Source organism: Stenotrophomonas sp. CFBP 13724, assembly GCF_014841975.1.
Taxonomy (GTDB): domain Bacteria; phylum Pseudomonadota; class Gammaproteobacteria; order Xanthomonadales; family Xanthomonadaceae; genus Stenotrophomonas; species Stenotrophomonas lacuserhaii.
The window spans coordinates 237,982-261,799 of the sequence record NZ_JACYUW010000004.1 but is presented as its reverse complement, the minus strand read 5'-3'; the positions used below and the strand labels follow the sequence as shown (position 1 = coordinate 261,799).

General features: G+C 66.5%; 25 protein-coding genes. 14 read left to right on the top strand and 11 right to left on the bottom strand.

Annotation, left to right across the window (positions count from 1 at the left end; genetic code table 11):
* Window positions 1-51: 51 nt before the first annotated feature.
* Window positions 52-2,427 carry a DUF3772 domain-containing protein gene (locus IFT63_RS16270; protein WP_192085126.1) on the bottom strand — a complete coding sequence of 792 codons (2,376 nt, stop codon included), beginning with the start codon at window positions 2,425-2,427 and terminating at the stop codon, window positions 52-54.
* A 120-nt stretch (window positions 2,428-2,547) separates the two neighbouring features.
* Complete coding sequence (locus tag IFT63_RS16265) at window positions 2,548-2,796, bottom strand: hypothetical protein (RefSeq protein WP_042613258.1); 249 nt, start codon at window positions 2,794-2,796, stop codon at window positions 2,548-2,550.
* Between the two features lie 164 nt (window positions 2,797-2,960).
* Between IFT63_RS16265 and IFT63_RS16260 the strand changes: the two genes are divergently transcribed.
* From IFT63_RS16260 to IFT63_RS16250, 3 genes are all read left to right on the top strand, one after another.
* Window positions 2,961-3,455: a lipocalin family protein gene (locus tag IFT63_RS16260; protein WP_042613257.1), complete on the top strand. Its 495-nt coding sequence runs from the start codon at window positions 2,961-2,963 to the stop codon at window positions 3,453-3,455.
* Window positions 3,456-3,459: 4 nt separating this feature from the next.
* Entirely contained in the window at window positions 3,460-4,674 is a 1,215-nt protein-coding gene (locus IFT63_RS16255; RefSeq protein ID WP_042613256.1) for an FAD-dependent oxidoreductase, read from the top strand.
* A gap of 232 nt (window positions 4,675-4,906) precedes the next feature.
* Window positions 4,907-5,422 carry a hypothetical protein gene (locus tag IFT63_RS16250; RefSeq protein ID WP_191771156.1) on the top strand — a complete coding sequence of 172 codons (516 nt, stop codon included), beginning with the start codon at window positions 4,907-4,909 and terminating at the stop codon, window positions 5,420-5,422.
* 104 nt (window positions 5,423-5,526) lie between these two features.
* On the opposite strand, the gene IFT63_RS16245 is transcribed toward IFT63_RS16250, so the two are convergent.
* A complete protein-coding gene (locus IFT63_RS16245) occupies window positions 5,527-5,976 on the bottom strand; it encodes a PepSY domain-containing protein (RefSeq protein ID WP_152620607.1) in 450 nt (149 codons plus the stop codon).
* Between the two features lie 121 nt (window positions 5,977-6,097).
* Here IFT63_RS16245 and IFT63_RS16240 point away from each other — a divergent pair, with 121 nt between their 5' ends.
* From IFT63_RS16240 to IFT63_RS16230, 3 genes are read left to right on the top strand one after another with little or no spacing between them, the layout of a single operon-like run.
* On the top strand, window positions 6,098-6,394 hold the full coding sequence (locus IFT63_RS16240; protein WP_042613254.1) for a PepSY domain-containing protein: 297 nt from the start codon (window positions 6,098-6,100) through the stop codon (window positions 6,392-6,394).
* Complete coding sequence (locus tag IFT63_RS16235) at window positions 6,394-7,056, top strand: response regulator transcription factor (RefSeq protein ID WP_192085112.1); 663 nt, start codon at window positions 6,394-6,396, stop codon at window positions 7,054-7,056. The genes IFT63_RS16240 and IFT63_RS16235 overlap by 1 nt, the downstream gene beginning before the upstream one ends.
* Window positions 7,057-7,066: 10 nt before the next feature.
* Window positions 7,067-8,389: a sensor histidine kinase gene (locus tag IFT63_RS16230; RefSeq protein WP_192085111.1), complete on the top strand. Its 1,323-nt coding sequence runs from the start codon at window positions 7,067-7,069 to the stop codon at window positions 8,387-8,389.
* 100 nt (window positions 8,390-8,489) lie between these two features.
* On the opposite strand, the gene speA is transcribed toward IFT63_RS16230, so the two are convergent.
* A complete protein-coding gene (gene speA / locus IFT63_RS16225; protein WP_192085110.1) occupies window positions 8,490-10,379 on the bottom strand; it encodes an arginine decarboxylase in 1,890 nt (629 codons plus the stop codon).
* Between the two features lie 176 nt (window positions 10,380-10,555).
* On the opposite strand from speA, the gene speE reads away from it, so the two are divergent.
* The 6 genes from speE to IFT63_RS17630 all read left to right on the top strand — a co-directional run bounded on the left by speE (window position 10,556) and on the right by IFT63_RS17630 (window position 15,796).
* Window positions 10,556-11,410 (top strand): polyamine aminopropyltransferase, encoded by an 855-nt coding sequence (gene speE, locus IFT63_RS16220; protein WP_042613250.1) that lies wholly within the window; start codon window positions 10,556-10,558, stop codon window positions 11,408-11,410.
* 230 nt (window positions 11,411-11,640) lie between these two features.
* Entirely contained in the window at window positions 11,641-12,462 is an 822-nt protein-coding gene (locus IFT63_RS16215; protein WP_197974432.1) for a sugar phosphate isomerase/epimerase family protein, read from the top strand.
* The gene (locus IFT63_RS16210; RefSeq protein ID WP_192085108.1) at window positions 12,462-13,163 is read left to right on the top strand and encodes an AzlC family ABC transporter permease; all 702 of its coding nucleotides are present in this window, start codon (window positions 12,462-12,464) and stop codon (window positions 13,161-13,163) included. Before IFT63_RS16215 ends, IFT63_RS16210 begins: the two co-directional genes overlap by 1 nt.
* Window positions 13,160-13,504 carry an AzlD domain-containing protein gene (locus tag IFT63_RS16205; RefSeq protein WP_192085107.1) on the top strand — a complete coding sequence of 115 codons (345 nt, stop codon included), beginning with the start codon at window positions 13,160-13,162 and terminating at the stop codon, window positions 13,502-13,504. Before IFT63_RS16210 ends, IFT63_RS16205 begins: the two co-directional genes overlap by 4 nt.
* A gap of 1 nt (window position 13,505) precedes the next feature.
* Window positions 13,506-14,798 (top strand): aminotransferase class I/II-fold pyridoxal phosphate-dependent enzyme, encoded by a 1,293-nt coding sequence (locus IFT63_RS16200; RefSeq protein WP_192085106.1) that lies wholly within the window; start codon window positions 13,506-13,508, stop codon window positions 14,796-14,798.
* A gap of 5 nt (window positions 14,799-14,803) precedes the next feature.
* Window positions 14,804-15,796 (top strand): PDR/VanB family oxidoreductase, encoded by a 993-nt coding sequence (locus IFT63_RS17630; RefSeq protein WP_197974431.1) that lies wholly within the window; start codon window positions 14,804-14,806, stop codon window positions 15,794-15,796.
* Window positions 15,797-15,817: 21 nt separating this feature from the next.
* Here the strand turns inward: IFT63_RS17630 and IFT63_RS16190 are convergent, their stop codons facing one another.
* Window positions 15,818-16,723, bottom strand: coding sequence for an aspartyl/asparaginyl beta-hydroxylase domain-containing protein (locus tag IFT63_RS16190; protein ID WP_192085105.1), 906 nt, complete (start codon window positions 16,721-16,723; stop codon window positions 15,818-15,820).
* Between the two features lie 407 nt (window positions 16,724-17,130).
* On the opposite strand from IFT63_RS16190, the gene IFT63_RS16185 reads away from it, so the two are divergent.
* Window positions 17,131-17,796 carry an RIO1 family regulatory kinase/ATPase gene (locus tag IFT63_RS16185; protein WP_042613244.1) on the top strand — a complete coding sequence of 222 codons (666 nt, stop codon included), beginning with the start codon at window positions 17,131-17,133 and terminating at the stop codon, window positions 17,794-17,796.
* A gap of 202 nt (window positions 17,797-17,998) precedes the next feature.
* Here the strand turns inward: IFT63_RS16185 and IFT63_RS16180 are convergent, their stop codons facing one another.
* Window positions 17,999-18,337, bottom strand: a complete 339-nt coding sequence (locus IFT63_RS16180; protein WP_042613243.1) for a P-II family nitrogen regulator — start codon at window positions 18,335-18,337, stop codon at window positions 17,999-18,001.
* 137 nt (window positions 18,338-18,474) lie between these two features.
* Between IFT63_RS16180 and IFT63_RS16175 the strand changes: the two genes are divergently transcribed.
* Window positions 18,475-18,729, top strand: coding sequence for an accessory factor UbiK family protein (locus IFT63_RS16175; protein WP_192085104.1), 255 nt, complete (start codon window positions 18,475-18,477; stop codon window positions 18,727-18,729).
* Between the two features lie 138 nt (window positions 18,730-18,867).
* Here the strand turns inward: IFT63_RS16175 and IFT63_RS16170 are convergent, their stop codons facing one another.
* From IFT63_RS16170 to IFT63_RS16150, 5 genes are all read right to left on the bottom strand, one after another.
* On the bottom strand, window positions 18,868-20,655 hold the full coding sequence (locus IFT63_RS16170) for a peptidoglycan-binding protein (protein ID WP_192085103.1): 1,788 nt from the start codon (window positions 20,653-20,655) through the stop codon (window positions 18,868-18,870).
* 85 nt (window positions 20,656-20,740) lie between these two features.
* Entirely contained in the window at window positions 20,741-21,346 is a 606-nt protein-coding gene (locus IFT63_RS16165) for a hypothetical protein (protein WP_249404507.1), read from the bottom strand.
* Between the two features lie 58 nt (window positions 21,347-21,404).
* Entirely contained in the window at window positions 21,405-21,920 is a 516-nt protein-coding gene (locus IFT63_RS16160) for a hypothetical protein (RefSeq protein ID WP_042613239.1), read from the bottom strand.
* Between the two features lie 236 nt (window positions 21,921-22,156).
* Complete coding sequence (locus tag IFT63_RS16155) at window positions 22,157-23,227, bottom strand: tartrate dehydrogenase (protein ID WP_192085102.1); 1,071 nt, start codon at window positions 23,225-23,227, stop codon at window positions 22,157-22,159.
* A gap of 176 nt (window positions 23,228-23,403) precedes the next feature.
* Complete coding sequence (locus IFT63_RS16150) at window positions 23,404-23,790, bottom strand: glycine zipper 2TM domain-containing protein (RefSeq protein ID WP_192085101.1); 387 nt, start codon at window positions 23,788-23,790, stop codon at window positions 23,404-23,406.
* Between the last annotated feature and the right edge of the window lie 28 nt (window positions 23,791-23,818).

Sequence of the window (23,818 nt, the reverse complement as noted above, 5' to 3'; positions counted from 1 at the left end):
CCACCCCGCCCCGCCAACCAACAGCCCTGCAGCTTTTGACGTTGCTCCTGCTCAGCCGACCCGATCAGCGTCAGGATCCCGCACCAGGTGGATATCCGTCGGCGCGGACAACGCGATGCCTCTCGCCGCCAGTTCCTGCAGCAGGCTGAAGAACAGATCGCTGCGCGCGCCGTACACCTGACGCGGGCTGGAGACGTAGGCAAAGCTGTTGATCGCCACCTGGCCACCGCTGATTGAATCGATGAACACCGACGGCGCCGGGTCGGACAGCACGCTGGCATGCGCCGTGTAGGCATCCATCAACACCTGCTTCACCGCCGCCACGTCCGCGTTCAACGGCAGGGTGAACTGGATCTGGATCCGGCCCTGCGCGCTGCCCATGGTCATGTTGCGCACGGTCTTGGTGATCAACTCCGAGTTCGGCACGATCAACGTCGATTTGTCGCCCACCGTGATCTCCGTGGAGCGCACGTTGATGCGGCGGATGTCGCCTTCCTGGTCACCAATCTTCACCCAGTCACCGATCTTCACCGGCCGCTCGGCCAGCAGGATCAGGCCGGAGACGAAGTTCTGGGTGATCGCCTGCAGGCCGAAACCGATACCCACCGACAGCGCGCTGACCACCAGCGCCAGCTGGCCCATGCCAATGCCCAGCGCGCCCAGTGCCCACAGCACCGCAAGGATGATGCCCAGATAGCGGGCCACGGTACTGATCGAGTTCTGCGCACCCGAATCCAGTTCTGTCTTCGGCAGGTAGGTCTCCACCAGCCAGCGCTGCAGGGCCTGCATCAACGCCAGACCGGCCAGCAGCACGACGATGGCCAGTACGATCTTGCCCGGTTCCAACGTGATGCCGCCGATCGGGATGCCATCGGACAGCGCCTCGATGCTGCCCAGCACCGACCCGACATTGCCGAACGGCGCGGTGAAGATCAGCAGCGCCAGCAGCACCAGCACGATGCGGCTGAAGGCTGACAGCAGCACGCCGGCCTGCTCCACCTGTGCTGCGCTGAGGCCGGTGGTCAGCACCACGGTGCGGCCGATGCGGCTGTCCGGATGCAGCATCCAGGTACACAGGTCGTCGGCGAACTTGAGCAGCAGGCTGGTGGTCAGCGCGACGATTCCTCCCCAGACCAGCTGCGAGGTCACGAACTTGGCGAAATTGAGGTAACCGAACAGCGAGGCGATGATCGCCGCGGCCACCACCACGTTGCCGGCCACGCGGGTCAGTACGATCCAGCCACTGCGGTGCGCCGGGCCACGAGCGCGTGCATCGGCCGCCTGCGCTTCGGCGCGCTCGGCGGCCTCGGCGGTCTGCCGCCGGTGCAACCGGGACAGCGTGACCAGCATCGCCATGATCAGGCACAGGTAGATCAGCGCGATCACCCCATCCAGCGCGATGGTGTTGATCTCGCTGGTGCGCGCCGCGCGATCCACCGCCGCCAGCATGATGCTGATCCAGCTCACCGCCGCCGCGCTCCACGCGTACTTGCGCAGGTTGCGCGCTGCGGTGTCGTCCAGGTCCAACAGGCGCCACGACGGCCGTTTGGGGGCCAGCAGGCAGGCACTCAGGGCGACGATGAAGGCGGCAAAGCACGTGGCGCCCAGGAAGTAATTGGAAAGGGACTGCAGGCGCGGCGGGATGGCACCGACCGCGTCCATCGCCGCCACCAGCGCCCAGGCCGCCAGCCCCGGTATCGCCGTGCCCACCAGCAGCAGCCAGACCGCAAGGCCGGTCCGGCGAAGGCGCCCCTGCGGCGCGTTTTCGGCGGCCGCATAACGCCGACCCAGCGCACGCAGCCACAGCCGCACCGGGAAGAACAGCACCAGGCACACGCCAAGGCCCAGCAGCGGCAGGCCCCAGCCCTCGCGCTTCAACGCATCGCGCACCGCGTTGGTACCCAGCCGGTACAGCGCCAGCACCCGCGTGGTATCGGCCGGTGCGGTCGCGGCGACCTGGCGCCACAAGGCCGGCGACAACGGCGACGCCACCTTGCGACCCAGTTCTTCGCTGAACTGGCTGGCCCGCAGCTTTTCGATGTCCGCGGCCAGCTGGTTGGCGTTGACCACCGCCAGTTCGGCCCGCTTGAGGGTGCCGTCGATGCTGTTCCGCCGCTTGGTCAAGTTGGTGCGCTGCACCTCCACTTCGCGTGCTTCGGTGCTGCCCTCCGCCACTTCGCCCAGTGGCGCCAGCTGCTCGTTGAGCTGGTCCAGCTGCGGCTGCAGCGCCTTGGCGGCCGCGTCCGCATCGTCCTTGGCCGCCTTGGCCCGCTCGCTCAGGGTGGCCAGCGTATCGGGCGTTTCAGCATCGTCCAGCGAGGCCCGCGCCGACTTCAGCGTGGCCTCGGCCCGGGCTACCTGGGCGTCAGGTGTCAGTTCGGCCGGCTCCTGCGCCAGCACCGGAGCGCTGGCCAGGAACAGCAACATCAGCAGGCCGACGGCGGCACCGCGCTTTGGAATCAGGCTGGAAAGAGACAAAACACGATACCGGCATACGCGGACCACCGCGCCTGCGCGGACTATACGACGTGTCGGGTGGGGATCGGGTCAGTACTTCAGGCGCAGCTCTTCCACCTGCGGTTGCTGGGCGGCGTACCACTCCTGGAACTCCTCTTCGGGAATCTCTTCCGGGGCGTACACCACGATCGGGTCCCAGGCGTGGTCGGTGGGCAGCGGTTGGCGCGGGCCGGCACGCAGCGTGTAGGCCACGCCCTCGTGGTCGACCACCTCTTCGACCTGCTCCCAACGCGCGCGCGCGAAGCTGGATTCGGATTTCAACAGGATCACCTGGTACATCGGCATCACTCCTTGTAACTGTTCGTCAGCATGGACCTGCATATCGGCCCGATAAACCCACGGGCCGCTACGCAGTGTTGCGGATACGCCATGGGAAAGCGGCTTCACCTGGCCATGGCGGCGAGCGCGGCAAGGTGGCCTACCGCCTCCGGGACGAGAGCCCCATGACCACCCCCAACGACCTCAAGACCGTCCCCGACCTCAAGCTGCCGCGTTACCTCGGCACCTGGTACGAGATCGCCCGCCTGCCGATGCGCCACGAACCCGAAGCCTGCACCGATGTCTCGGCCCATTACAGCCTGCAGGACAATGGCAACATCCGCGTCCACAACCGCTGCCGCATGGAAGGCGAGATCGAAGAAGCCATCGGCGAGGCGAGCGTCGTGGATAACGACAGCGCGCGGCTGGCGGTCAGCTTCCTGCCCAAGGGCCTGCGCTGGTTACCGTTCACCAAGGGCGACTACTGGGTGATCCAGATCGCTCCCGATTACAGCGTGTCGCTGGTCGGCAGCCCGGACCGGGATTATCTGTGGCTGCTCTCGCGCACTCCGCACCTGGACAAGACTGTTCGCGATCATTATCTGGCGACCGCTCGCCAGCAGGGCTTCGATCTGTCCAAACTGATCGATACCCCCCACACCGGCAAGCCGACGGCCTGAGTCCATGGACCTGAAGAGCGGGTATCCGTACTGGTCCATCCGCAATGGACTGATCCAAGCCTTCCCGCCGCTTGAAGCCGACCTGCACTGCGATGTGCTGGTGGTGGGCGGCGGCATCACCGGCGCATTGATCGCCGACGAACTGTCCGCACACGGCCACGATGTCGCGTTGATCGAACAGCGCGACATCGGCTGGGGCAGCACGGCGGCAAGCACCGCCCTGCTGCAGTATGAGATCGACACCCACCTGATCGACCTGGCCCGCCAGTACGGCCAAGACGATGCGGCGCTGGCCTACCACGCCTGCGCGCAGGCGCTGCCGCAGCTGCGCGAAGTCACCGCCGGCCTGCGCGGGGTGGATTTCAAGCAGATGGACAGCGTGTACCTGGCCAGCAAGCCGCGCCATGTGCCGGTCCTGCGGGAAGAGGGCGCGGCGCGCCGCAAGCACGGGTTGGACGCACGCTGGCTGGACCGCGGTGCCCTGCACGAACGCATGGGGATGGACGGCGACGCTGCGCTGCTGACCCGCCAGGCCGCGCGCGTGGACCCGTACTGCCTCACTTACCGGCTGCTGGAGCGGGTCAAGCGGCGCGGCGGCCATGTGCACGACCGCACCGTGCTGCATGCGCTGCAACCCACCGCGCGCGGGGTCACCGCACGCACCGAAGACGGGATCCAGATCCGCGCCAAGCACGTGGTGCTGGCCCAGGGCTACGCCAACCAGCGGTGGCTGGACCAGCGCGTGGCACGCAACCGCAGCAGCTATGCGCTGATCACCGATCCGCTGCACGCCGACGAACTTGGCGCACTGGCCACGACGATGGTGTGGGAAAGCGCGCGCCCCTACCTGTACCTGCGCAGCACCGGCGATGGCCGGCTGCTGCTGGGCGGGCTGGACGATGCGGTGGATGTCCCGGCACGCCGCGACCGCCGCGTTGACGGCAAGTCGAAGAAGCTCATGAAGGGACTGAAGCACTGGTTCCCGGCGCTGGACCCGATACCGGCGTTTGCCTGGGCCGGGACCTTCGCCGAAACCGCAGATGGCCTGCCGTTCTTCGGGCCGCATGCGCAGTGGGGGCCCCGCGTCCAGTTCGCGATGGCCTACGGCGGCAACGGCATCACCTATTCGATGATCGGCGCCGGCCTGCTGCGCGCGAACATCGAACGCAGGCGCCACCCGCTGCAGTCGCTGTTCGGCTTTGAGCGGCTGGAACGCTGATCGCCAACCCACGCAGGTCCTGCCGTCCGGCACGATGACGTATTCCCGCCCGATACGATCCCGCGGTAGCGCCGAGCCATGCTCGGCGAGCGCAGCGGCGTCTTTGTTGCCCGCCGAGCATGGCTCGGCGCTACCCTGCAGGCGCAACGACAGGCATCATTCAACCAGCAGCTGCTAGCGTCGCCATGAGGGTCCGCGTGCCCTGCCCCGTCCGCTGCTGGAGCGTCGTGCCATGATCCGCCCCTTGATCCTGCTGTGCCTGGCCTGCGCCCCCTCGGCGGTGCTTGCGCAGAGCGCTGCCGGCGCCACCGGCCCGCAGTCGGCCACCGGCCTGAACCTGGCCGTGCCCAGCGAACCGCTGCGCTATCTCAACGATCCCAGCTTCCAGCAGGATGCCCCAGGCACCTACTACGGGGACAAGAGCGGCCCCCGCGCACGTGCCGGCAGCGATAACGGCATCGCCGAGGTCACCGATGACAAGCTGCGCGTTTCGGGAAGTGTCAGCACCGGCATCGGCTATTCCGAAGGTTACGGCAACAGCCACTACAACGCGGCCACGCTGAACCTGAGCAAGAACTACACCACCGACGAAGGCAAGACCCGCGGGGTCAACGTCAACATCCACGTCAGCGAAGGCAAGGGACCGGGCTTCTTTGGTCCCTGGGATGGCCCGTATGGCGGTGGCTTCGGCGGCGGCTATGGTCCGGGCCCCGGCTACTGGGATCGCCCGCCGCCGTTCGGCTGGTAAGCCGGGTTCGGTAGCGGAACGACCGGCATGGCGGCATCCGGAAACGCCGCTGCGCTCGCCGAGCATGGCTCGGCGCTACCGGTTCAACGTTCGTGGCGCGTGGATCAATCCAACCAGCCGTCGCGCTCGCTGTCCAGGATGCGGCCATCGTGTCCGCTCAGGCGTACGTCCACTTTCTGGTTGCGCGCGTTGCGTGCTTCCAGCTGCCACGTTGCACCATCGCGCTCGACCGAATGGATGTCCTTCAGGCCCTGCTCCTTGGCCTTGGCCAGCAGCTGGTCGATGTTCAACTGGCTCCTGCCGTCGAACTCGTCGAAGATCTCGCCGGTCTTCGGGTCGACATAGACTTCGCGGAAGCGGCCATCGTCGCGGGTCACGTCGGCTTCCCACAGCCCGTCATCCTTTTCAATCTCGTGGATGCGGCTGTAGCCGGCGTCACGCAGCTTCTGTTCCACCTGGGCCAGGCCCAGCGGAGCGGCGTGGGCGGTGACCGCCACGGTGGTACCCAGCAGGGCGGCAACGGTGGCGCCAGCAATCAGGGACAGCTTGTTCATGGTGTTCTCCGGAAAGATGGACCGCAGCGGGTCCGGCCAACACAGTCTGCCCAGCACACCTAACAGCCACCTAGCCCCAGCTGTTAGCCAACGGTTAGTCCACTGCGCTATTGATAGGCGCATGTATCCGTTGAAAATCATCGTCGTGATCGCGCTCGCGCTGCTGCCCGCCCTGCCGGTGACGGCAGGCGACGACCATGCCCAGCAGACGGCGCGGCGTGCAGTGGAACAGGGCCGCTACGTGCCGCTGGAAGACGTGGTGCGCGATGCCATGCGGCGCCATCCCGGCAAGCTGCTGGAAGTGGAACTGGATGATGGCGTGTACGAAGTCGAGATCCTGCGCCCCGACGGCGTGGTGGTGGAGCTGGACTATGATGCGCGCAACGGCACGCTGCTGAAGACCGAACTGGACGATTGATGCGGATCCTGCTCGCCGAAGATGACCACGACCTGGCGCAACGCCTGCAGCCCCTGCTGGAGCAGGCCGGCTTCGTGGTGGATGCATTCGCCGATGGCCGTGCGGCCGAAGAACATGGCCAGGTCGAAGACGTGCAGGCGGCCATCGTGGACCTCGGCCTGCCGGGCCTGGATGGCCTGAGCATCATCGAACGCTGGCGCGGCAATGGCCGTACCTTCCCGGTGCTGGTGCTGACCGCACGCGGGCGCTGGCACGACAAACTGGCCGGCTTCGATGCCGGCGCCGACGACTACCTGACCAAACCCTTCCAGCCGGACGAACTGGTGCTGCGCCTGCGTGCGCTGATACGCCGCAGCACCGGCCATGCCAGTCCGCGCCTGCAGTGCGGGCCGCTGCAGCTGGACGTCAACGCGGGGCGCTTCAGCCTGCACGGCAGCGAGCTGGCACTCAGCCCGCAGGAATTCCGGCTGCTCGGCTACTTCATCCACCACGTGGATACAGTGATCAGCCGCGGGCGGCTGGGCGAGCACGTGTTCGACAGCGGCTTCGATCCCGATTCCAATGCGTTGGACGTGCTGCTCGGACGGGTGCGGCGCAAGCTGGACGTCGACCTGATCCAGACCGTGCGCGGCCAGGGCTGGCGCCTGACGGCACCCGCATGAAGGCGGCACAATGAAGCGCGCCTCGCTGCGCAACCGGCTGCTGCTGGCAGGCGGACTCGGCCTGCTGCTGGTCACCGCGCTGGCCACCGCCCTGCTCGGCCACCTGTTCGAACGCGCCGCGCGTGACAGCCTGGATGCGGCGCTGGAGCAGGACCTGCTGACTGTGCTGGCACAGGCCGAAGTCAATCCGGACGGGCGCGTGGTGCTACGGCAGGAGCCCAACGAAGCCCGCTTCCAGCGGGTGTTCTCCGGTGCCTACTGGCAGGTCGGTGCGGCCGACGGAACGCCCCTGCTGCAGTCGCGCTCATTGTGGGATGAAAGCCTCACCGCGCCGGCCGCAAGCAGCGCGGGCATTGCCGCCGACATCACCGGTCCGCTGCAGCAGCCGCTGCGCGTGCTGGCCCGCGAAGTCCGCCTGCCGCGCGCACAGGCGCCGCTGCAGGTTCTGGTGGCGCTTGATCGCAGCGACCTGCAGGCCCAGGTGGCGCAGTTCCGGCAACGCAGCGCGTTGGCCCTGGCGGTGCTGGTCGCGGTCTGGCTGGCGGTGCTGGGCAGCCAGATCCACTTCGGCCTGCGCCCGCTGCGGCGTCTGGGGCAACAGGTGGAAGGCGTGCGCCGCGGCGAAGCCCAGCGGGTGGACACCCGTGGCTTGAGCACGGAGATCGCGCCGCTGGCTGAGGAACTCAACGCCCTGCTCGACCATCACCAGCGCATGGTGGCGCGGGCGCGTACCAGCGCACAGGACCTGGCCCACGCGCTGAAGACACCGCTGAGCGTGCTCGCAGCAGAAGCAGAACATCCCGGTGGCGACTGGCAGCAGACCGTGCGCGCGCAGGGCGGGCACATGCAGGCCAGCATCGAACGCTATCTGGCGGCAGGGCTGGCGGTCGATCACCGGCAGCGCGCCGACGTTGCCCCGGTGGTGCAGTCGCTGTGCCGCCTGATGGCCCGCGTACACGGCGGGCGCGGCGTGCACTTCAGCAACGAGGCCATCGATCCGGCGCTGCGCTTTGCCGGCGATGCCGCCGATCTGGAAGAAATGCTCGGCAACCTGTTGGACAACGCCGGCAAGTGGGCCGCGCAGCAGGTGCAAGTGAGTGCCTGCGTGGACGCGCAACGGCTTCGCATCGACGTGCGCGATGACGGTCCGGGGCTGCAGGAATCGCAGCTGCAGACCGTGCTGCAGCGGGGCGTGCGGCTGGACCAGCGCGAAGGCAGCAGCGGCCTCGGCCTGGCGATCGTCGGCGACATCGCCGCCAGCCATGGCGGCGAGCTGAAACTGGAAAACGCCTCACCCGGCCTGCGCGCCACCCTGTGGCTGCCGCCGGGCTGACCCGCCGGTAGTGGTTTGGTGGGTGACGACCAACGGTCGTCACCCACCAGAAGAGGGTCGTCAACCACCACACGGCGGTCGTCCACCCACCACACCCCGCTTACATCAGCGGTTCGTCGGACAGGTACGTGTAACCGGTCAGCCCGGCTTCCAACGCCTCGGACAGCTCCTGTGCGCGCTCGGCCGTAAGGTCCGCTGCGGCCACCCGCTCGGCGTAGGTCGCGCGCAGTTCGGCCAGGCTGTAGCCCACGTAGTCCAGCATCACATCGGTGGTATCACCACGGCGCTGCTGGGTGATCGCATAGCCCCCCGCGTCGGCACGCACTTCCACTGCATCGGTATCGCCGAACAGGTTGTGGATGTCGCCCAGGATCTCCTGGTACGCACCGACCATGAAGAACCCGATCCGGTAGCTTTCACCGGAACGCAGCGCATGCAGCGGCAGCGAACTGTCCAGGCTCTCGTTGCCGACGTAGGTTTCCACCATGCCGTCCGAATCGCAGGTCATGTCGGCGATGATGCCGCGACGGTCCGGCTGCTCGTGCAGCCGCTCGATCGGCACGATCGGGAACACCTGGTCGATGGCCCACACGTCCGGGATCGATTCGAACACGCTGAAGTTGACGAAGTACTTGTCCACCAGCCGCTCGTTGAGCTCGTCCAGCACCGGCCGATGGCTCTTCTCGTCGAAGCTCAGGCGGGCACGCACGGCATGGGCGATGGCATAGAACAGGTCGTCGATGCGCGCACGCTGCGGCAGGTCGATCTGGCCCAGCGCGTAGCTGGACAGGCCTTCTGCATGGAAATGCTGGGCTTCCTGGAACAGCTCGATCGCCGGGCGCTGGCCCAGTTCGGAATGGATCTCGCGCAGGTGGCGGATCGATGCCGGCTCGTCGTCGTGCTGGTCCGGCACGCGGCCTTCCATCGCCTGTTCCACTTCGGACACGTTGGCGATCAGCACCGCATGGTGGGCGGTCATCGCGCGGCCGCACTCGGTGACGATGCGCGGCGGCTTCAAGCCGTGTTCCTTGCAGGCATCGGCCAGCGGCTGCACGATGCTGCTGGCATACGAGTTGAGCCCGTAATTGATCGAGCAGAAGCTGCGCGAACGGGTGCCTTCATAATCCACGCCCAAGCCACCGCCCACGTCGACGTGGGTGATCTTCGCGCCAAGCTGCGACATTTCCACGTAGTAGCGGGTGGCTTCGCGCATGCCGTTGGCGATGTCGCGCACGTTGGAGATCTGCGAGCCCATGTGGAAGTGAAGCAGGCTCAGGCAGTCGGCGTATTCGGTATCGCGCAACGACTTCCACAGGTCCAGCAACTGGCGCGGGGACAGGCCGAACTTGGCTTTGTCGCCCCCACTGTTCTGCCACTTGCCCGCACCCAGCGAGGCCAGCCGCATGCGCACGCCCAGGCCCGGCTTCACGTCCAGCGCCTTGGACTCTTCCAGCACCAGCTTCAACTCGGAAGGCTTCTCGATGACGATGTAGGTCTGCAGGCCCAGTTTGCGGCCGATCAGCGCCAGCCGGATGTACTCGCGGTCCTTGTAGCCGTTGCAGACGATCAGCCCGCCCGGGCGCGACAGCGCCAGCACGGCCATCAGCTCGGGCTTGCTGCCTGCTTCCAGGCCGAAGCCTTCACCGTGGTGGCTGGCCAGGGTGCCGGCCACGCCGCGGTGCTGGTTGACCTTGATCGGGTACACGGCGGTGTAGCCGCCCGGGTACTCCCAATCGGCCTGGGCCTGCGCGAAGGCGGCCTGCAGCTTGCCCAGGCGCTGGCCCAGGATGTCCGGGAAGCGCACCAGCAGGGGCAGTTTGGCCCCGTTGGCGCGCGCCGCATCGACCACATCGGGCAGCGAAACCACCGGGCCATCGGCCCCGGTCGGCCTCACCACCATGTGCCCGGCCTGATCCACGTCGAAGTAACCGTCCGCCCAATGCGGGATCGAGTAGGTCTTGCGGGCTTGGTCGAGGGACCAATCGGTCATGGAAGTCGGCCTGGTTGGTAAAAAAGGGGGTGCATGATAACCCCTGATCGACGAAGGGTTCGTTATCATGCGCGCCCGCGCCCGTGGTCGCTGCCCTGGACCTGAACGGGCGGGCCGCCCTGCGGCCCCGCTTCCGCCAGCCCGGCGTCCCATCCTCCGAAAAGGATTGCTCCTCCATGACTGACAACAGCAACTGGTATATCGAACACTTCGAGCGCACTGGCTCGGCCATCGGCTACCGCATCACCGGCAAGCTGGACGAAGTGCAGTCACCGTTCCAGAAGATCGAGATCTTCCAGACCACCGACTGGGGCAACCTGATGACCATCGATGGCGCCATCATGTTGACCAGCAAGGACAACTTCTTCTACCACGAGATGATCAGCCACCCGGTGCTGTTCACCCATGCCGCCCCCAAGCGCGTGGTCATCATCGGCGGCGGTGACTGCGGCACCCTGCGTGAGGTGCTCAAGCACAAGAACGTGGAAAGCGTGACCCAGTGCGATATCGACGAGCAGGTCACGGTGATGGCCCGCAAGCACTTCCCGGAACTGTGCGATTCCAACGATGACCCGCGCGCCGAACTGATGTTCGACGACGGCGTGGCCTACATGGCCAACTGCCCGGCCGGCAGCGTGGACGTGGTGATCGTCGATTCGACCGACCCGGTCGGCCCTGGCGAAGGCCTGTTCAACAAGGCCTTCTACGAGAGCTGCTTCAAGGCCCTGAAAGACGACGGCATCCTGGTGCAGCAGTCCGAATCGCCGCTGATGCAGCTGGAACTGATCAACGAAATGCGCACCGAGATGGGCAAGGCCGGCTTCGGTTCGTTCAAGACCCTGCCGTTCCCGCAGCCGTGCTATCCCACCGGCTGGTGGAGCGTGACCCTGGCGCGCAAGGGCGAAAGCGGGTTTGATTTCCGGCAGTCCGATGCGGCCGCCAAGGGCTTCGATACGCTGTATTACACCGCCGCGCTGCACACCGGCGTACTGGTGACCCCGCCGTTCGTGCAGGCCGCGCTGAAGCGCTGACCCGATCAAGGGTGGATAGGGCCGAGCGACCTCGGCCCTATCGCAGCCGCGGACCGCTTACCGCGCACGCCGGCAAACTGCCACCGCCCGGGTCGTTATTGACTGACATACGACGCGTTCTGCGCGGCGCAGAGTAGCTGCACATCCTGCAGCGAGCGTCGACCATGGACAGCCCGGTTTCCGATTACGCAGCGTTTCCCCCTTCGTCCGCCGCGTCATGGCCTGACTTCATGGCCGCGGCCGCCCAGCAGGACTACCTGGACGCCGAGTCGGGCCTCGCCCGCGCCTTGCAAGAGGGCTACAGCCACTGGTACGTGGATGGAAGCCTGCACGGCGAACGCCCGGAAGACTTCCCACCGGAGCGCCTGGAAACATTGCTGGAACTGATGCAGCAGACCGGCATGCGGCCGATCTATCACGGCAACTTCAAATCTCCGCTCGGCAGCGACGTTCCGGCACTGGCCGCCGCCGCGCTGCACTATGCGTGCCGCGAAGTCGATGTCTGCAGCCGGCTGGGCGGCGCGCCGCTGATCGTGCACGGCGGCGGTGTGGTGGAACCACGGCTCGTTGCCGACGTGCGCCGGGCGGGGCTGCACCAGCTGATCGCCAACCTTCGCGCACTGGTTGCCTATGCCGCACCGCGCGGGGTGCAGATCTGGCTGGAAAATCTGTGCAACTACACCCGCTTCCATCCCTTCTATTACATCTGCACCACCCCCGATGAAATCGCCACCGTGCTGGAGCAGGTCCCCGGCCTGCACCTTTTCTTCGATGTGTCCCACGCCTACGTCAACGGCGGCGATCCGGTGGAAATGTTCCGGCGCTTCCACCGTCGCATCGTCGGCATGTCCTTCAGTGACAACAACCAGGATCGCGACGCGCACTTGCCGTTGGGCGCCGGCAACCTGCCCTTCGGTGCGCTGGTAGCCGCCATCGCCACCGCGCGCTGGCGCGGCGTGGTGGGGTTTGAGACCCGTGGCGGCACGCTCGCCGACAGCGTGAAGCTGCTCAATGGGCTGCACCCCCCTGTTGACGATCAGGGAGACGTGTAATGAATGTCTCGCCAGCCACGCGCAACAGCTTCCTGCAGGGGTTCCGCGACTCCCTGCCCATCTGCCTAACCTTCGGGTTCCTGTTCTCGTCAATCGGCGCATTGGCCAGCAAAGCGGGATTTTCACTGCTGCAGGCTACCGTCATGACCTTGACCGTCCACGCCGCCCCGCTACAGGCCCTGATCGTCCAGCAGTCGGACACGCTGGGCCTGGTCGCCCTGCTGGTGGCCACGATCATGGTCAATTTCCGCTTCGTCATCATGTCCTCGGTGCTCGCCGAGCAGTTCCAGCATGTCAGCCTGGGGCGGTCGCTGCTCTCCGCACAGCTGTTGTCCATTTCCACTTTCACGCTTTCCAACCGATGCGGCAATGGGCCCGGCGATGTGTACGCCTACTACCTCGGGTGCGGCATCACGACGCTGGGCTGCGCCATCGCGGCCACCGCCGCCGGCCACCTCATCGGCGCGACGCCGTCAGCGCTGGTTGCGCAGCTCGTCACCATCATCTTGCCGGTGCACTTCACCGCGCTGGCCTGCCACGCTGCCGGTGGAAACCGGGCACTGCAGGCGACCGTGGCCGGCTTCGTGCTCACTCCGTTGATAGGCGGGCTACTGGGAAGCCTGCATGTGCTGGTGGTTCCGATCGGCATTGGCCTTCTTCTATGTGCGGTGGATAACCGCTCACAGAGGGCTGCGCCATGAACAGCTGGCTCCTGATCGGCACCGCTGCGGCCGCTTCCTACCTCATGCGTTCCATCCCCCTGCTGGTGTTCCGGCGACTGACCCTTTCGTCGGAAAGCCCGGTGGTCCGGTTGCTGCAGCATGCGGCCTCGGCGGTGATGGGCAGCGTGATCTACCTGGCCCTATTCGGCGAATCCTTCTTTACGCGACCTGCGGCGCATCTGCACGATGCCGACGCGCTGTTGAAGCTGGCAACCGTCATCCTGGCGGGCGGCCTGGCGCTGTGGCTGCGGAGTGTGTTCCGCCCCTTGATGGCCTGCACCGCACTCTACGCGGCGGCCTTGCTGCTGGGAGCCGGCTGAGATGACCGGCCCCGCCCTTCCCTCCGATGACCTCGGAAAACTGCGGGCATGGCATGCCGCCTGCCGGGACGCCCCGTTGGCAGTGGACATGACCCGTGGGCTGCCTTCTGCCGAGCAGATCGCGCTGTCGCACGCGATGCTGTCGCTGCCGGGACCGGCGCCCTTTGACAGCGAGGACGGCCAGGATTGGCTCAACTACGGCGGTCAACAGGGTATTCCCCAGTTGCGGGCCCTGCTCGCACCGTTGCTGCTCGGCGTTCCGGCCGCTCAGGCCGCAGTGGGCGGCAACAGCAGCCTGGCGCTGATGCACGCCGCCATCGGGTTGGCGTGGCGTACGGGCCTGCCCGGGCACGCCCCCTGGGCAGCGGCCAAGCAGGTGCGCTTCCTCTGTCCGGTTCGGGGGTACGACCGCCATTTCGCCATCTGCCGCGACCATGGCATTGCGATGGTGCCGGTACCGATGGGCGTGGATGGTCCCGACATGGACCAGGTGGAGGAGCGGGTGGCCCAGGATCCGCTGATCCGCGGGATGTGGTGCGTGCCCCGGCACTCCAACCCCTGCGGGGCCACCTACAGCGAAGAGGTGCTGCGCCGGCTGGCAACGATGAAGACCGCCGCAGCGGACTTCACCCTGTTCTGCGACAACGCCTACGCCGTCCATGACTTCGCGCCGCAGGCGTCGACGCTCCCCGGGCTGTACGACGCCTGCGCCACCGCCGGCAATCCGGATCGCGCGCTGCTGTTCGGTTCCACCTCGAAGATGACCATCCCGGGCGCCGGCATTGCGCTGTTGGGAGGAAGTGCGCGCCTGCTGGAGTGGTGGCTGGCGGCGCAGCGGGCGTGCACCATCGGGCCGGACAAGGTGAACCAGGTGCGACATCTGCGTTTCTTCGGCGACGCAGCCGGTGTTTCCCGCCACATGCAGCAGCACGGCCGCCTGCTCCAACAGCGCTTCACGCAGGTCATGCAGGTTTTCGCGCGTCGGCTTTCCGCGCTGCAGGACGTCCACTGGAGCCGGCCATCCGGCGGCTACTTCATCACGCTCTGGGTGCCGCCCGGTTGCGCGCGTCGCGTCGTCCGCCTGGCCGCTGAGGCCGGCGTGGCGATCACGCCGGCGGGAACGACCCACTGCAACGGCACCGATGCCAGCGACCGTTGCCTGCGCATTGCGCCGTCGCGCCTCTCTCCTGCCGACGCAGCACAGGCCGCCGCCATCATCGCAGGGTGCGTGTTGCTCGCCTGCGCGGAAGTGTCCAGCGCTCCAGGCCGTTATGTCTCCAACACACTGAAGTGAGTCCCGTGAACGCCCCCCTCTCCGACACCACCGCAGCGTGCCCGCAGGCCGTCTGGCAATCCACGTTCGTGAGCCGCCTGCAGCGTCGCAGCAGCCGCGTCATCGTGATCGAGCTCGCTCCCGCCACCGCCCTTCCGCTGGCAGGATTCACCGCGGGCGCGCACGTCGACCTGGCGCTTCCGGATGCGCGGGTGCGCAGCTATTCGCTGATGAATGCGCCTCAGCATGCCCGCTGTTACCAGTTGGGCATCCTGCTGGCTGCCGAAGGACGGGGCGGATCGCACTACCTGCATACGCAACTGCGCGAGGGCGATTCCCTGCAGGCCTCCTTGCCGCGCAATGCGTTCCCGTTGCATGAGCCGGCAGAAAACAGCGTGCTCATCGCTGGCGGCATCGGCATTACCCCGCTGCTGTGCATGGCCCGGCATCTTGCCGCACGGCAGCGTCCGGTGCACCTGTATTACAGCGCGCGTTCGCGGCAGGACGCGGTCTTCCTCCAGGACCTCGCGCCCCTGGGAAACGCGCTTACCTGCCTGTTCGACGACGAATGTGGGGGGCCGCCGGATCTGCTGCCACTGCTTGCGGCGCATCCGCTTGATACGCATTTCTACTGCTGTGGGCCGGGGCCGATGCTCGACGCGTTTTCGCTGGCCTGTAGGCGGCTTGGCATCACGCGCGCCCATGTGGAACGCTTCAGCGCTTCTTCGCGCCTGCCCGGCAGCCCGCCCCCCAAGGGATACGACGTCGTGCTGGCGCGCTCGCGCACGCGGCTCCATCACAACGGCCAGGGAAGCCTGTTGGACTTCCTGCTGCGCAGCGGCGTCGCCATTCCCAATGGCTGCCACCAGGGCATCTGCGGTAGCTGCGCCACGCGGGTGGTCAGCGGCGAGGTCGACCACCGCGATGACATCCTGAGCGAGCACGAACGACAGCATTCCTCACTGATGCTGCCCTGTGTGTCCGGTTGCCGTGGAACGCAGCTTGAGCTGGACATCTAGCCCGGCCGGGACCGGCCAGCGTCAGATCGCCCAGATGCCCGCGATCACCGCCACCACCAGACCCCACTTGATCGCGTGGTAGGCCAACGCACTGCGCGCACGAAGCGCCTTGGCCTTCAGCCGCACCTTGTACACGCCGCCAAATGCCTTGTTCACCCCACCGGTCGGGTCGCCTGGCAGGTTCGGCGAGGCGCCACCGGCCAGCAGCGTGGAGGCCACCGCCCGGTTGAACAGGCCAGGCAGGCCGAAACGCAGCGGGCGGGCGATATCGCAGAACAGGATCACGCGGTCCTGCTCGGTCTCGTTGTGCGCGTGGTGGATGTAGGTCTCGTCGAACATCATCCATTCGCCATCGCGCCAGCTTTTACGCACCCCGTCCACCTCGATGTAGCAGCGGTCATCGTTGGGCGTGCTCAGCCCCAGGTGCAGGCGCAGCGAACCGGCGAACGGATCGCGGTGCGGGCGCAGCTCGCTGCCCGGCGGAAGCTGGGCAAACATCGCCGCGCGCACGTCCGGGATCGACTCGATCAGCGCCACCGTCTGCGGGCAGAACTGCTTTGCCGATGGATGCGACGGGCCGTACCAGCGCAGGTAGAAGCGCTTCCAACCACGGCGGAAGAACGAATTGAAGCCGGCGTCGTTGAAGCTGCTCGAGGCGGCGATCTTCTGCGCATCGCGCAACGCCAGCGCCTCGTCGCGGATCACCGTCCAGTTCTGGCGCAGCGGTTCCAGCTGCGGGAAGTCCCTGCCCGGATCCAGGAACGGGGTGGTCGGCACCTTGGAAAACAGGTACATGACCACGTTGATCGGGGCCATGAAGCTGGAGTGGTCCAGCAACTGGCGCGACCAGCGCGCGCGGACCCTGCCGCGGTAATGGATGTACAGCACGCAGGCGATGAACAGCACGGCCAGCACGATCTTGATCATTGACGATTCCTCCGGCGGGGGCCGGACGCAGGTGGGCAGGGAACGGGCGGGCATGCAGCCGCGCCGGTCGCGCACGGGGACGTGCCGACGGGGGCGGTTCCGACCAGGCGCGCAGGGAACGCGCAATGGTCGGCAGCTGAGAGGCGGCGGTCAAGCGCCAAGCTGCCATTCATGTCTGGTTTGGCTTGAAGTGAACGCCGCCCAAGGCGCCAACGTGTTGATAAATAAAGGCGGCCCAATAAGTGAGACATCATTGTCCGAAATGCCATGACGCACTGTTGCGCGGCCGAACCCGTCACAATTATTTAATAGAAAACTGTCGGGTACTAAAATTAGCGCATTCGCTAATGCCCTTCCACCGGTTCGCTTGACGCTCTGCGCCACCCACCGGGCTGTCAGAGAACGCAATGGACACCCCTGCTCCTTCCCCCTCTACATTCTGCGGCGACGACGCCGCGATGCCGCTGCTGCTCAAGCGCGGCGAACGTTTCCTTGAACCGGACGTCTATCGCACCTGCATGGACGGACAGCCGGCCGTGGTGAAGGACTACACGCGCTACCGGGGCACCCCGATGTCCCTGCTTGCGCGCGTTCTGGTACATCACGAAGCCCACATGCTGCAGCGCCTGAGCGGCTGGAAGCATGCGCCCGCCCTGCTGGGCACCATCGGCGGCCTCGCGCTGGGCATGGAGTTCATTCCCGGGCAGACCCTGAGCACCGCGCAGGCGGTGGGCGGTGAAGTATTCGAACAACTGCAGCAGGCGTTGGACCGCCTGCATGCCGCCGGCATCACCCACAACGACCTGCATGGCACCAACGTGGTGGTCAGTGGGGGAGTGCCGGTGCTGCTGGACTTCACCTCGGCCTGGCGCACGCCGCGCTGGCTGCGGCGTAATCCGATCAGCCGCCAGCTGAGCCGCAGCGACCTGAAGAACCTGGTGAAGATGCGCCAGCGCCTGACCGGCCAGCGGCCCAGCGACGCGCTGGCCGCGCGGGTGGCCGACCCGGGCTGGGTGGCCGCCATCCGACAGGGCTGGAAGCGCTTCTACGCGTGGGCTAAACGGGTTGGTTAGGTAGCGCCGAGCCATGCTCGGCGGAGGGTGACGCGCCGCTGCGCTCGCCGAGCACGGCTCGGCGCTACCGTTCTGGCTCCGGTAGTGACGGCCGCTGGCCGTCATGCCCTTTGCATTTGGTGGGTGACGACCGTTGGTCGTCACGCCCTTGCCTTTGCCGCTGCGCTCGCCGAGCACGGCTCGGCGCTACCAGAGCGGCGCCTTACAGCGCGTCTGCATCCAGTTCGCCAGTGCGGATGCGCACCACGCTGCCCAGCTCGTACACGAATACCTTGCCGTCGCCGATCTTGCCGGTGCCGGCCGCCTTGACGATCGATTCGACCACGCTCTCCACCTGATCGTCGGTCACCGCGACTTCCAGCTTCACCTTTGGCAGGAAGTCCACCACGTATTCGGCGCCGCGGTACAGCTCGGTGTGGCCCTTCTGCCGCCCGAAGCCTTTCACCTCGGTCACCGTGATCCCGGTGACCCCGCGCTCGGCCAGCGCTTCGCGCACGTCATCGAGCTTGAACGGCTTGATCACCGCCATGACCATCTTCATCGTGGATCCTCCTGTACTCGGCCGCGAGGATAGCGCCTGTGTACCTGCAGTGGCGAGAGTATCCTTGGCATCCCTCATTCGTAATGCACGTGGCGCCCGCTTGCCGTGGCCGCCACGCGGCAGTCCCAGGAGCCCCCATGATCGACCTCAACCAGCTGGATGACCTCGCCCGCCGTCTCAGCGACCTGGTGCCGCCGGGCCTGCGCCAATCGCGCGAAGAGCTGCAGGCCACCTTCAAGAGCGCCCTGCAGGCCGGCCTGTCCAAGCTGGACCTGGTCACCCGGGAGGAGTTCGACGTGCAGCGCGCGGTGCTGCTGCGCACGCGCGAGAAGCTTGATGCACTCGAACAGGTAGTCGCCGCGATGGAAAAGCCAAAGCCGCCGGTCGAGTGACATAGCGCGGTGGGTGAGCAGCCCCGCTCCGGTGGGTGGGCAGCCCCGCTCCGGTGGGTGACGACCGTTGGTCGTCACGCTTCTCCGCCCAGCAGGTGACGACCCACGGTCGTCACCCACCGGATTACCACCGGAACCTCAGCGCATCGCCACCGCGGCGCGCTGCTGCTCTTCCTGACCCTGCTGCACCTGGGCACTCATACGCTCGCCCAGCAGCGTGGCACTGGTCTGCTCGGCGGCCGGCGCCGGCTGGCTCATGTCCACCATCGCGCGGAAGCCCGGCGTGGTGCCCATCACGAACGCCTTGCCATCCTGCACTGCCACGCCCTGCAGCTTCTCCGGGCTGTCGATGCCCGCCCGCTTGGCCATGTGGGTGATGTGCGCGGCCATGTCGTTGGACACCGCTGACGGCAGCTGGCCACGGATCGCCGCATGCAACGGGGTGTCCGCATGCCCGGCTTCGCCCAGCTGCGGTCCACGTACCGGGGCCTCATGCGAATGCCCGTGCGTGGCCTGCCGACTCTCACCCAGACGACCCAGCGTCTGCGGCCCGGCAATGCCATCGGCCTTCAAGCCATTGGCCTGCTGGTAGGCGGTCACCGCTTCGCGCGTGTGGTCGCCGAAGCGGCCATCCTCGGCCAACCGGTTGCCATTGGCATCGCGGATACCCTGGCGGTTCAGTTCCTGCTGCAGCTTGGCCACCTCTTCGCTGCGTGCGCCGTGGCGCAGCACCGAAGAGGCATCGTCCGCGCGCCCTTGCCCCGGTGCGGCGCCATCCTGCACGCGGCGCTGGTCCCAGAATGCTTCCGGGCTCTGCAGCTTCCCGGCCGGGTCCTTCAGCTGGTAATGCACGTGCTGGGCGTACTGATCGGCACCGTTCGGGCCGCGTCCGCCCATTGTGCCGATCGGCTGGCCGGCCTGGATGGTCTGGCCTTCCTTCACCTGCACGTCCTTCATGTGCAGGATCTCGTGCGAGTTGCCCTGCGCATCCAATATCTTCACCGTGCCGTAGCTGCCACCGGCGAAGGTCACCTTGCCCGAGATCGGTGCATTGATCGTGGGGTGCTGCCGATTGACCCCGGTCTGGCCACCGACATAGTTGAAGTCGGTACCGCCGTGGTCCTTGGCACCGCGCTCCTCACCGTAATGCCCGGTGATGTGCGGCTTGACCCCGTTCTGTGGCGGCAGCATCACCTGCATGGTGTGCTGGAACGATCCCGACTGCCGTTGCGCTGCCGCTGCCTGCACGGCGGCAACGCCTGCCACTGCGCCACCGGCCACGGCAGCGGCCGCGCCCACGGTCTGCGCCGGCGAAGCCTGCGTCTGCGTCTGGCTCTGGCCCTGCGACTGACCCTGCGACTGCGCCAGGCGCTCGTTGACGAACTGTTCGTACTCGGCAAGGCGCGGCATCACCTTGCTTTGCGCCAGCCCCAGGCCGCCGTAATCGCGGGTCGGGCCATCGTGGTGATACTTGTAGATGTATTCCTCGCCCTGGCCGCGACGCTGGGCCAGCTGGCGGTTATCGATGAAGTGCTGCACCAGCGCATCGGACTGCGCTTCCACATCGAAGCGGTTGCCGTTGTTGAGCTGGTAGGCGTTGCCGGTGCCATCGATGAACTGGCCCAGCCCGGAGGCGGACGTGGTGCCGGCGGCAGCATCCGGATTGAAGCCGGATTCGACGCGGGCGATGGCCAGCACATGCGCGGTCTCGCGCGGGGAAAGCCCGGCTTCGCGGGAAGATTCAATCAGCGTATCGATCACGCGTGACTGCACTTCCGGCGAGGCATCGCCCCAACGGCGCGATTCACCATGCAAGCGGCCATCGGTCTGATCGATAGGCTCGCGGTAGTGGCTATAGGGTTTTATCTGATCACTGCGGTATCCGGCCCCGCGGGGCTGGATCATGTTCTGGTAGATGTCAGGCATAGCGGTGCGATCCATTCTATGAAAAAGGGAATTTCCTTAAGGGGTGTTGCTCCAGGTGAAACGGTACAGCGTGCTTCCTATCACTTCAGGGTTTGAAGTAGGTCACCTCCGGGTGGGTCACGCCGAGCTTGGCCAACCACTGCTCGTACTCGTCGTTGTTGGGCTCCTGCGACGGCGCCTCGCCACGGAGCGGCGGGTTGCTGTGGGTCAGCTGCTTGCCGTCGGCGTCATACAGGTAGAACCATTCGCAGAACTGGCAACCGAATGGCAGCTCGCCGTACTGCACGACGAAATACGGCGTGTTGTCCTTGTCCTGCACGCAGGCAAGGCCCACGGCGGTGTAGTCGGTCATCTCGGCCGGCTTGTCCAAGGTGCGGCGCTGGCCGTCCTTTTCGATATCCAGCCGCGTCTGCGGCGGGACGTCATTGCCCTGGTCAGGCAGCCCCGCCACGGTCAGGCGGGTTCCCTGGCATTCGATGTGCATTCCTGTGTCGTCCTGCTGGGTGGAGGGGGTCGTGGAAGCAGTGGCGGGTGTCGCCGGGGGAGCAGCGGTGGCGCCTGCAGCCGGGGTGGCCGGCGCAGCCGGGGTGGCCGGCGCAGCCGGTGCGGCGGGCGCGGACGGTTCAGCCGCCGGATCGCTGCAGGCGGCCAACAGCAACATCAGGGCAGGGGCGACAAACTTTGACGTCATGCGTCGTGCTCCGGGAAGCGGCAGCAGGGCCCGTCAGCAGGCCCTGCCGCCAATGGCATCAGATCGATTGATCGTCCACGCTCTGCAGCTGCCAGCACGGCTTCTGCGCGAACGTATAGATCTGCTGGTCGCTGGTGTTCGGCTTGCGGATGAGCACCTGCACGCTGCCATCGGCCTGCGGGGTGACCTGCAGTTCGCGGCCTTGGCGCGACAGCGCCGCCGGGTCCGGAATCACCGGCCACTCCACCTCCGCCAATGGCACCTGCTTGGTCACCTTGGCCGGCTCGGGCTCGGCGTTGGCATCGATGGATTCGGTGAGCAGCGGGTCGGCGACGGACTTCTCCTGCAGGGCGATGTCGTTGCCGAAATGCGCCAGGAAGGTGTTGAAGTCGGCATGCGGGCACTGTGTGGCAGCATCAGCCGGAGCGGCGGGTGCGGTGGTTGCTGCAGTAGTTGCCGGTGCCGGGGTAGCCGGCTGTGTTCCTGCCGGCGTCGTCGGCTCGGTGGGTTTGCACGCGGTAAGGGCCAGGCCCAGCGAGAGCGCCAGCAGCGCGAGAGAGCGTGATTGAGACAACGGATCCTCCTGATCGGTCGTTCGCGCGCCTACGGCGGCGCGCGGGTGCATGGAGCATACCGGGAGACCTGTTAAGCGATTTAGACGGTTGTGAAGGTGTGCTTTCGGTCACATTTTCACGCACGCTGAATGCGGCGTAGAGCGGCGCAGGCCTGCAGTCCGCAAGGGCTCGGCGTGGGGGCCCCCGTACACGACGCTGAAACGCCCACGACTCAGCATCTGGAAGCCGCTTCGCGCTAGCCTGCCACCACCCTTGCCACCGCCTCACCCAACTGCGCCGTAGTCGCCTTGCCGCCCAGATCCGGCGTCAACGGCCCCTGCGCCAGCACGCCCTCGATCGCCGCCATGATGGCGTCGTGCGCTTCCTCGCAACCTAGGAACTTCAGCATCAGCGCGCCTGACCAAATCATCGCGATCGGGTTGGCGATGCCCTTGCCGAAGATGTCCGGTGCCGAGCCATGCACGGGCTCGAACAGCGACGGGAAATCGCGCTCCGGATTGATGTTGGCTGATGGCGCCAGGCCGATCGTGCCGGTGCAGGCCGGGCCCAGGTCGGACAGGATGTCGCCGAACAGGTTGCTCGCCACCACCACGTCGAAGCGCTGCGGCTGCAGCACGAAACGCGCGGTGAGAATGTCGATGTGCTGCTTGTCGACGGTGACCTCCGGATAGGCCGCGCCGACCGCATCCGCGCGGCCATCCCACCACGGCATGCTGATGGCGATGCCATTGCTCTTGGTCGCCACGGTCAGGTGCCGGCGCGCACGCGACTGCGCCAGTTCATAGGCGTACTTCAGCACGCGGTCCGCCCCGTGGCGGCTCATCACCGTTTCCTGGATGACGATCTCGCGCTCGGTGCCGGCGTACATGATGCCGCCCAGGTTGGTGTACTCGCCTTCGGTGTTTTCGCGCACCACCAGAAAGTCGATATCACCTGGCCTGCGCCCTGCCAGGGGGCACGGCACGCCCTCAAACAGACGCACCGGACGCAGGTTGATGTACTGGTCGAACTCGCGACGGAATTTCAGCAGCGACCCCCACAACGAGATGTGGTCCGGCACCGTGTCCGGCCAGCCCACCGCGCCGAAGAAAATCGCATCCATGCCCTGCAGCTGCGCTTTCCAGTCGTCGGGCATCATCTGACCGTGCTGCTGGTAGTAATCGCAGCTGGCCCAGTCGATGTGGGTGAACTGCAGGTCCAGCTGGAAGCGGCGTGCAGCGGCTTCCAGCACGCGCAGGCCCTCCGGCATGACCTCCTGGCCAATACCATCGCCGGGGATGACGGCAATCTTGAAGGTCCGGTTCATGGTCCGCTCGCATGGGGAAATGGATATTCCCGATGCTAGGCATTGACGGATCGCATTGCTATCAGCGCGAGCGTGATCATCCGTTCGGGCCAAGGTGCGCGCCTGCGAGTGGGTCCTGCAGGACGCGCTGGCCCGGTAGTGACGGCCGCTGGCCGTCAACCCGATCCGGAATCAACTCAGCGCCAACCACCATGATGGCGATCATTGCCACGACGGCCGTTGTTCCAATGACGGCGGTCATCGCGACGGTCGTGACGGCTGCTGCGCTCGTAGCGGTAGTCACGGTCATAGCGACGATCACGGTCGTAGCGATAGCTGCGGTTGTCGCGGCGATCCTTGGTGGTCACGTTGCCGATCGCACCGCCGGCCACCGCACCGCCTACCGTCATCAACGGGTCACCATTGGACAGGACGTGACCTGCGACACCACCGACCACTGCACCGATCGCAGTGTTCTTGTCCTTGCGCGACATGGCGTCGGCTTCGCTGGCGACGGTAACGCCGGCGGTGAGTGCCAATGCCAGGGCCAGGCCACGGAATACGGAAGCGGTTGAGGTAAGCATCGTCAAATCCTCCAACAGGACAGGTGAT

Coding starts and splice junctions, on each gene's coding strand:
- IFT63_RS16240 (WP_042613254.1), top strand. CDS start 6,098: ATGTATCCGTTGAAAATCATCGTCGTGATCGCGCTCGCGCTGCTGCCC.
- IFT63_RS16235 (WP_192085112.1), top strand. CDS start 6,394: ATGCGGATCCTGCTCGCCGAAGATGACCACGACCTGGCGCAACGCCTG.
- speE (WP_042613250.1), top strand. CDS start 10,556: ATGACTGACAACAGCAACTGGTATATCGAACACTTCGAGCGCACTGGC.
- IFT63_RS16270 (WP_192085126.1), bottom strand. CDS start 2,427: ATGTTGCTGTTCCTGGCCAGCGCTCCGGTGCTGGCGCAGGAGCCGGCC.
- IFT63_RS16215 (WP_197974432.1), top strand. CDS start 11,641: ATGGCCGCGGCCGCCCAGCAGGACTACCTGGACGCCGAGTCGGGCCTC.
- IFT63_RS16170 (WP_192085103.1), bottom strand. CDS start 20,655: ATGCCTGACATCTACCAGAACATGATCCAGCCCCGCGGGGCCGGATAC.
- IFT63_RS16260 (WP_042613257.1), top strand. CDS start 2,961: ATGACCACCCCCAACGACCTCAAGACCGTCCCCGACCTCAAGCTGCCG.
- IFT63_RS16250 (WP_191771156.1), top strand. CDS start 4,907: ATGATCCGCCCCTTGATCCTGCTGTGCCTGGCCTGCGCCCCCTCGGCG.
- speA (WP_192085110.1), bottom strand. CDS start 10,379: ATGACCGATTGGTCCCTCGACCAAGCCCGCAAGACCTACTCGATCCCG.
- IFT63_RS16150 (WP_192085101.1), bottom strand. CDS start 23,790: ATGCTTACCTCAACCGCTTCCGTATTCCGTGGCCTGGCCCTGGCATTG.
- IFT63_RS16175 (WP_192085104.1), top strand. CDS start 18,475: ATGATCGACCTCAACCAGCTGGATGACCTCGCCCGCCGTCTCAGCGAC.
- IFT63_RS16245 (WP_152620607.1), bottom strand. CDS start 5,976: ATGAACAAGCTGTCCCTGATTGCTGGCGCCACCGTTGCCGCCCTGCTG.
- IFT63_RS16190 (WP_192085105.1), bottom strand. CDS start 16,723: ATGATCAAGATCGTGCTGGCCGTGCTGTTCATCGCCTGCGTGCTGTAC.
- IFT63_RS16210 (WP_192085108.1), top strand. CDS start 12,462: ATGAATGTCTCGCCAGCCACGCGCAACAGCTTCCTGCAGGGGTTCCGC.
- IFT63_RS16165 (WP_249404507.1), bottom strand. CDS start 21,346: ATGACGTCAAAGTTTGTCGCCCCTGCCCTGATGTTGCTGTTGGCCGCC.
- IFT63_RS16200 (WP_192085106.1), top strand. CDS start 13,506: ATGACCGGCCCCGCCCTTCCCTCCGATGACCTCGGAAAACTGCGGGCA.
- IFT63_RS16185 (WP_042613244.1), top strand. CDS start 17,131: ATGGACACCCCTGCTCCTTCCCCCTCTACATTCTGCGGCGACGACGCC.
- IFT63_RS16255 (WP_042613256.1), top strand. CDS start 3,460: ATGGACCTGAAGAGCGGGTATCCGTACTGGTCCATCCGCAATGGACTG.
- IFT63_RS16155 (WP_192085102.1), bottom strand. CDS start 23,227: ATGAACCGGACCTTCAAGATTGCCGTCATCCCCGGCGATGGTATTGGC.
- IFT63_RS16265 (WP_042613258.1), bottom strand. CDS start 2,796: ATGTACCAGGTGATCCTGTTGAAATCCGAATCCAGCTTCGCGCGCGCG.
- IFT63_RS16230 (WP_192085111.1), top strand. CDS start 7,067: ATGAAGCGCGCCTCGCTGCGCAACCGGCTGCTGCTGGCAGGCGGACTC.
- IFT63_RS16180 (WP_042613243.1), bottom strand. CDS start 18,337: ATGAAGATGGTCATGGCGGTGATCAAGCCGTTCAAGCTCGATGACGTG.
- IFT63_RS16205 (WP_192085107.1), top strand. CDS start 13,160: ATGAACAGCTGGCTCCTGATCGGCACCGCTGCGGCCGCTTCCTACCTC.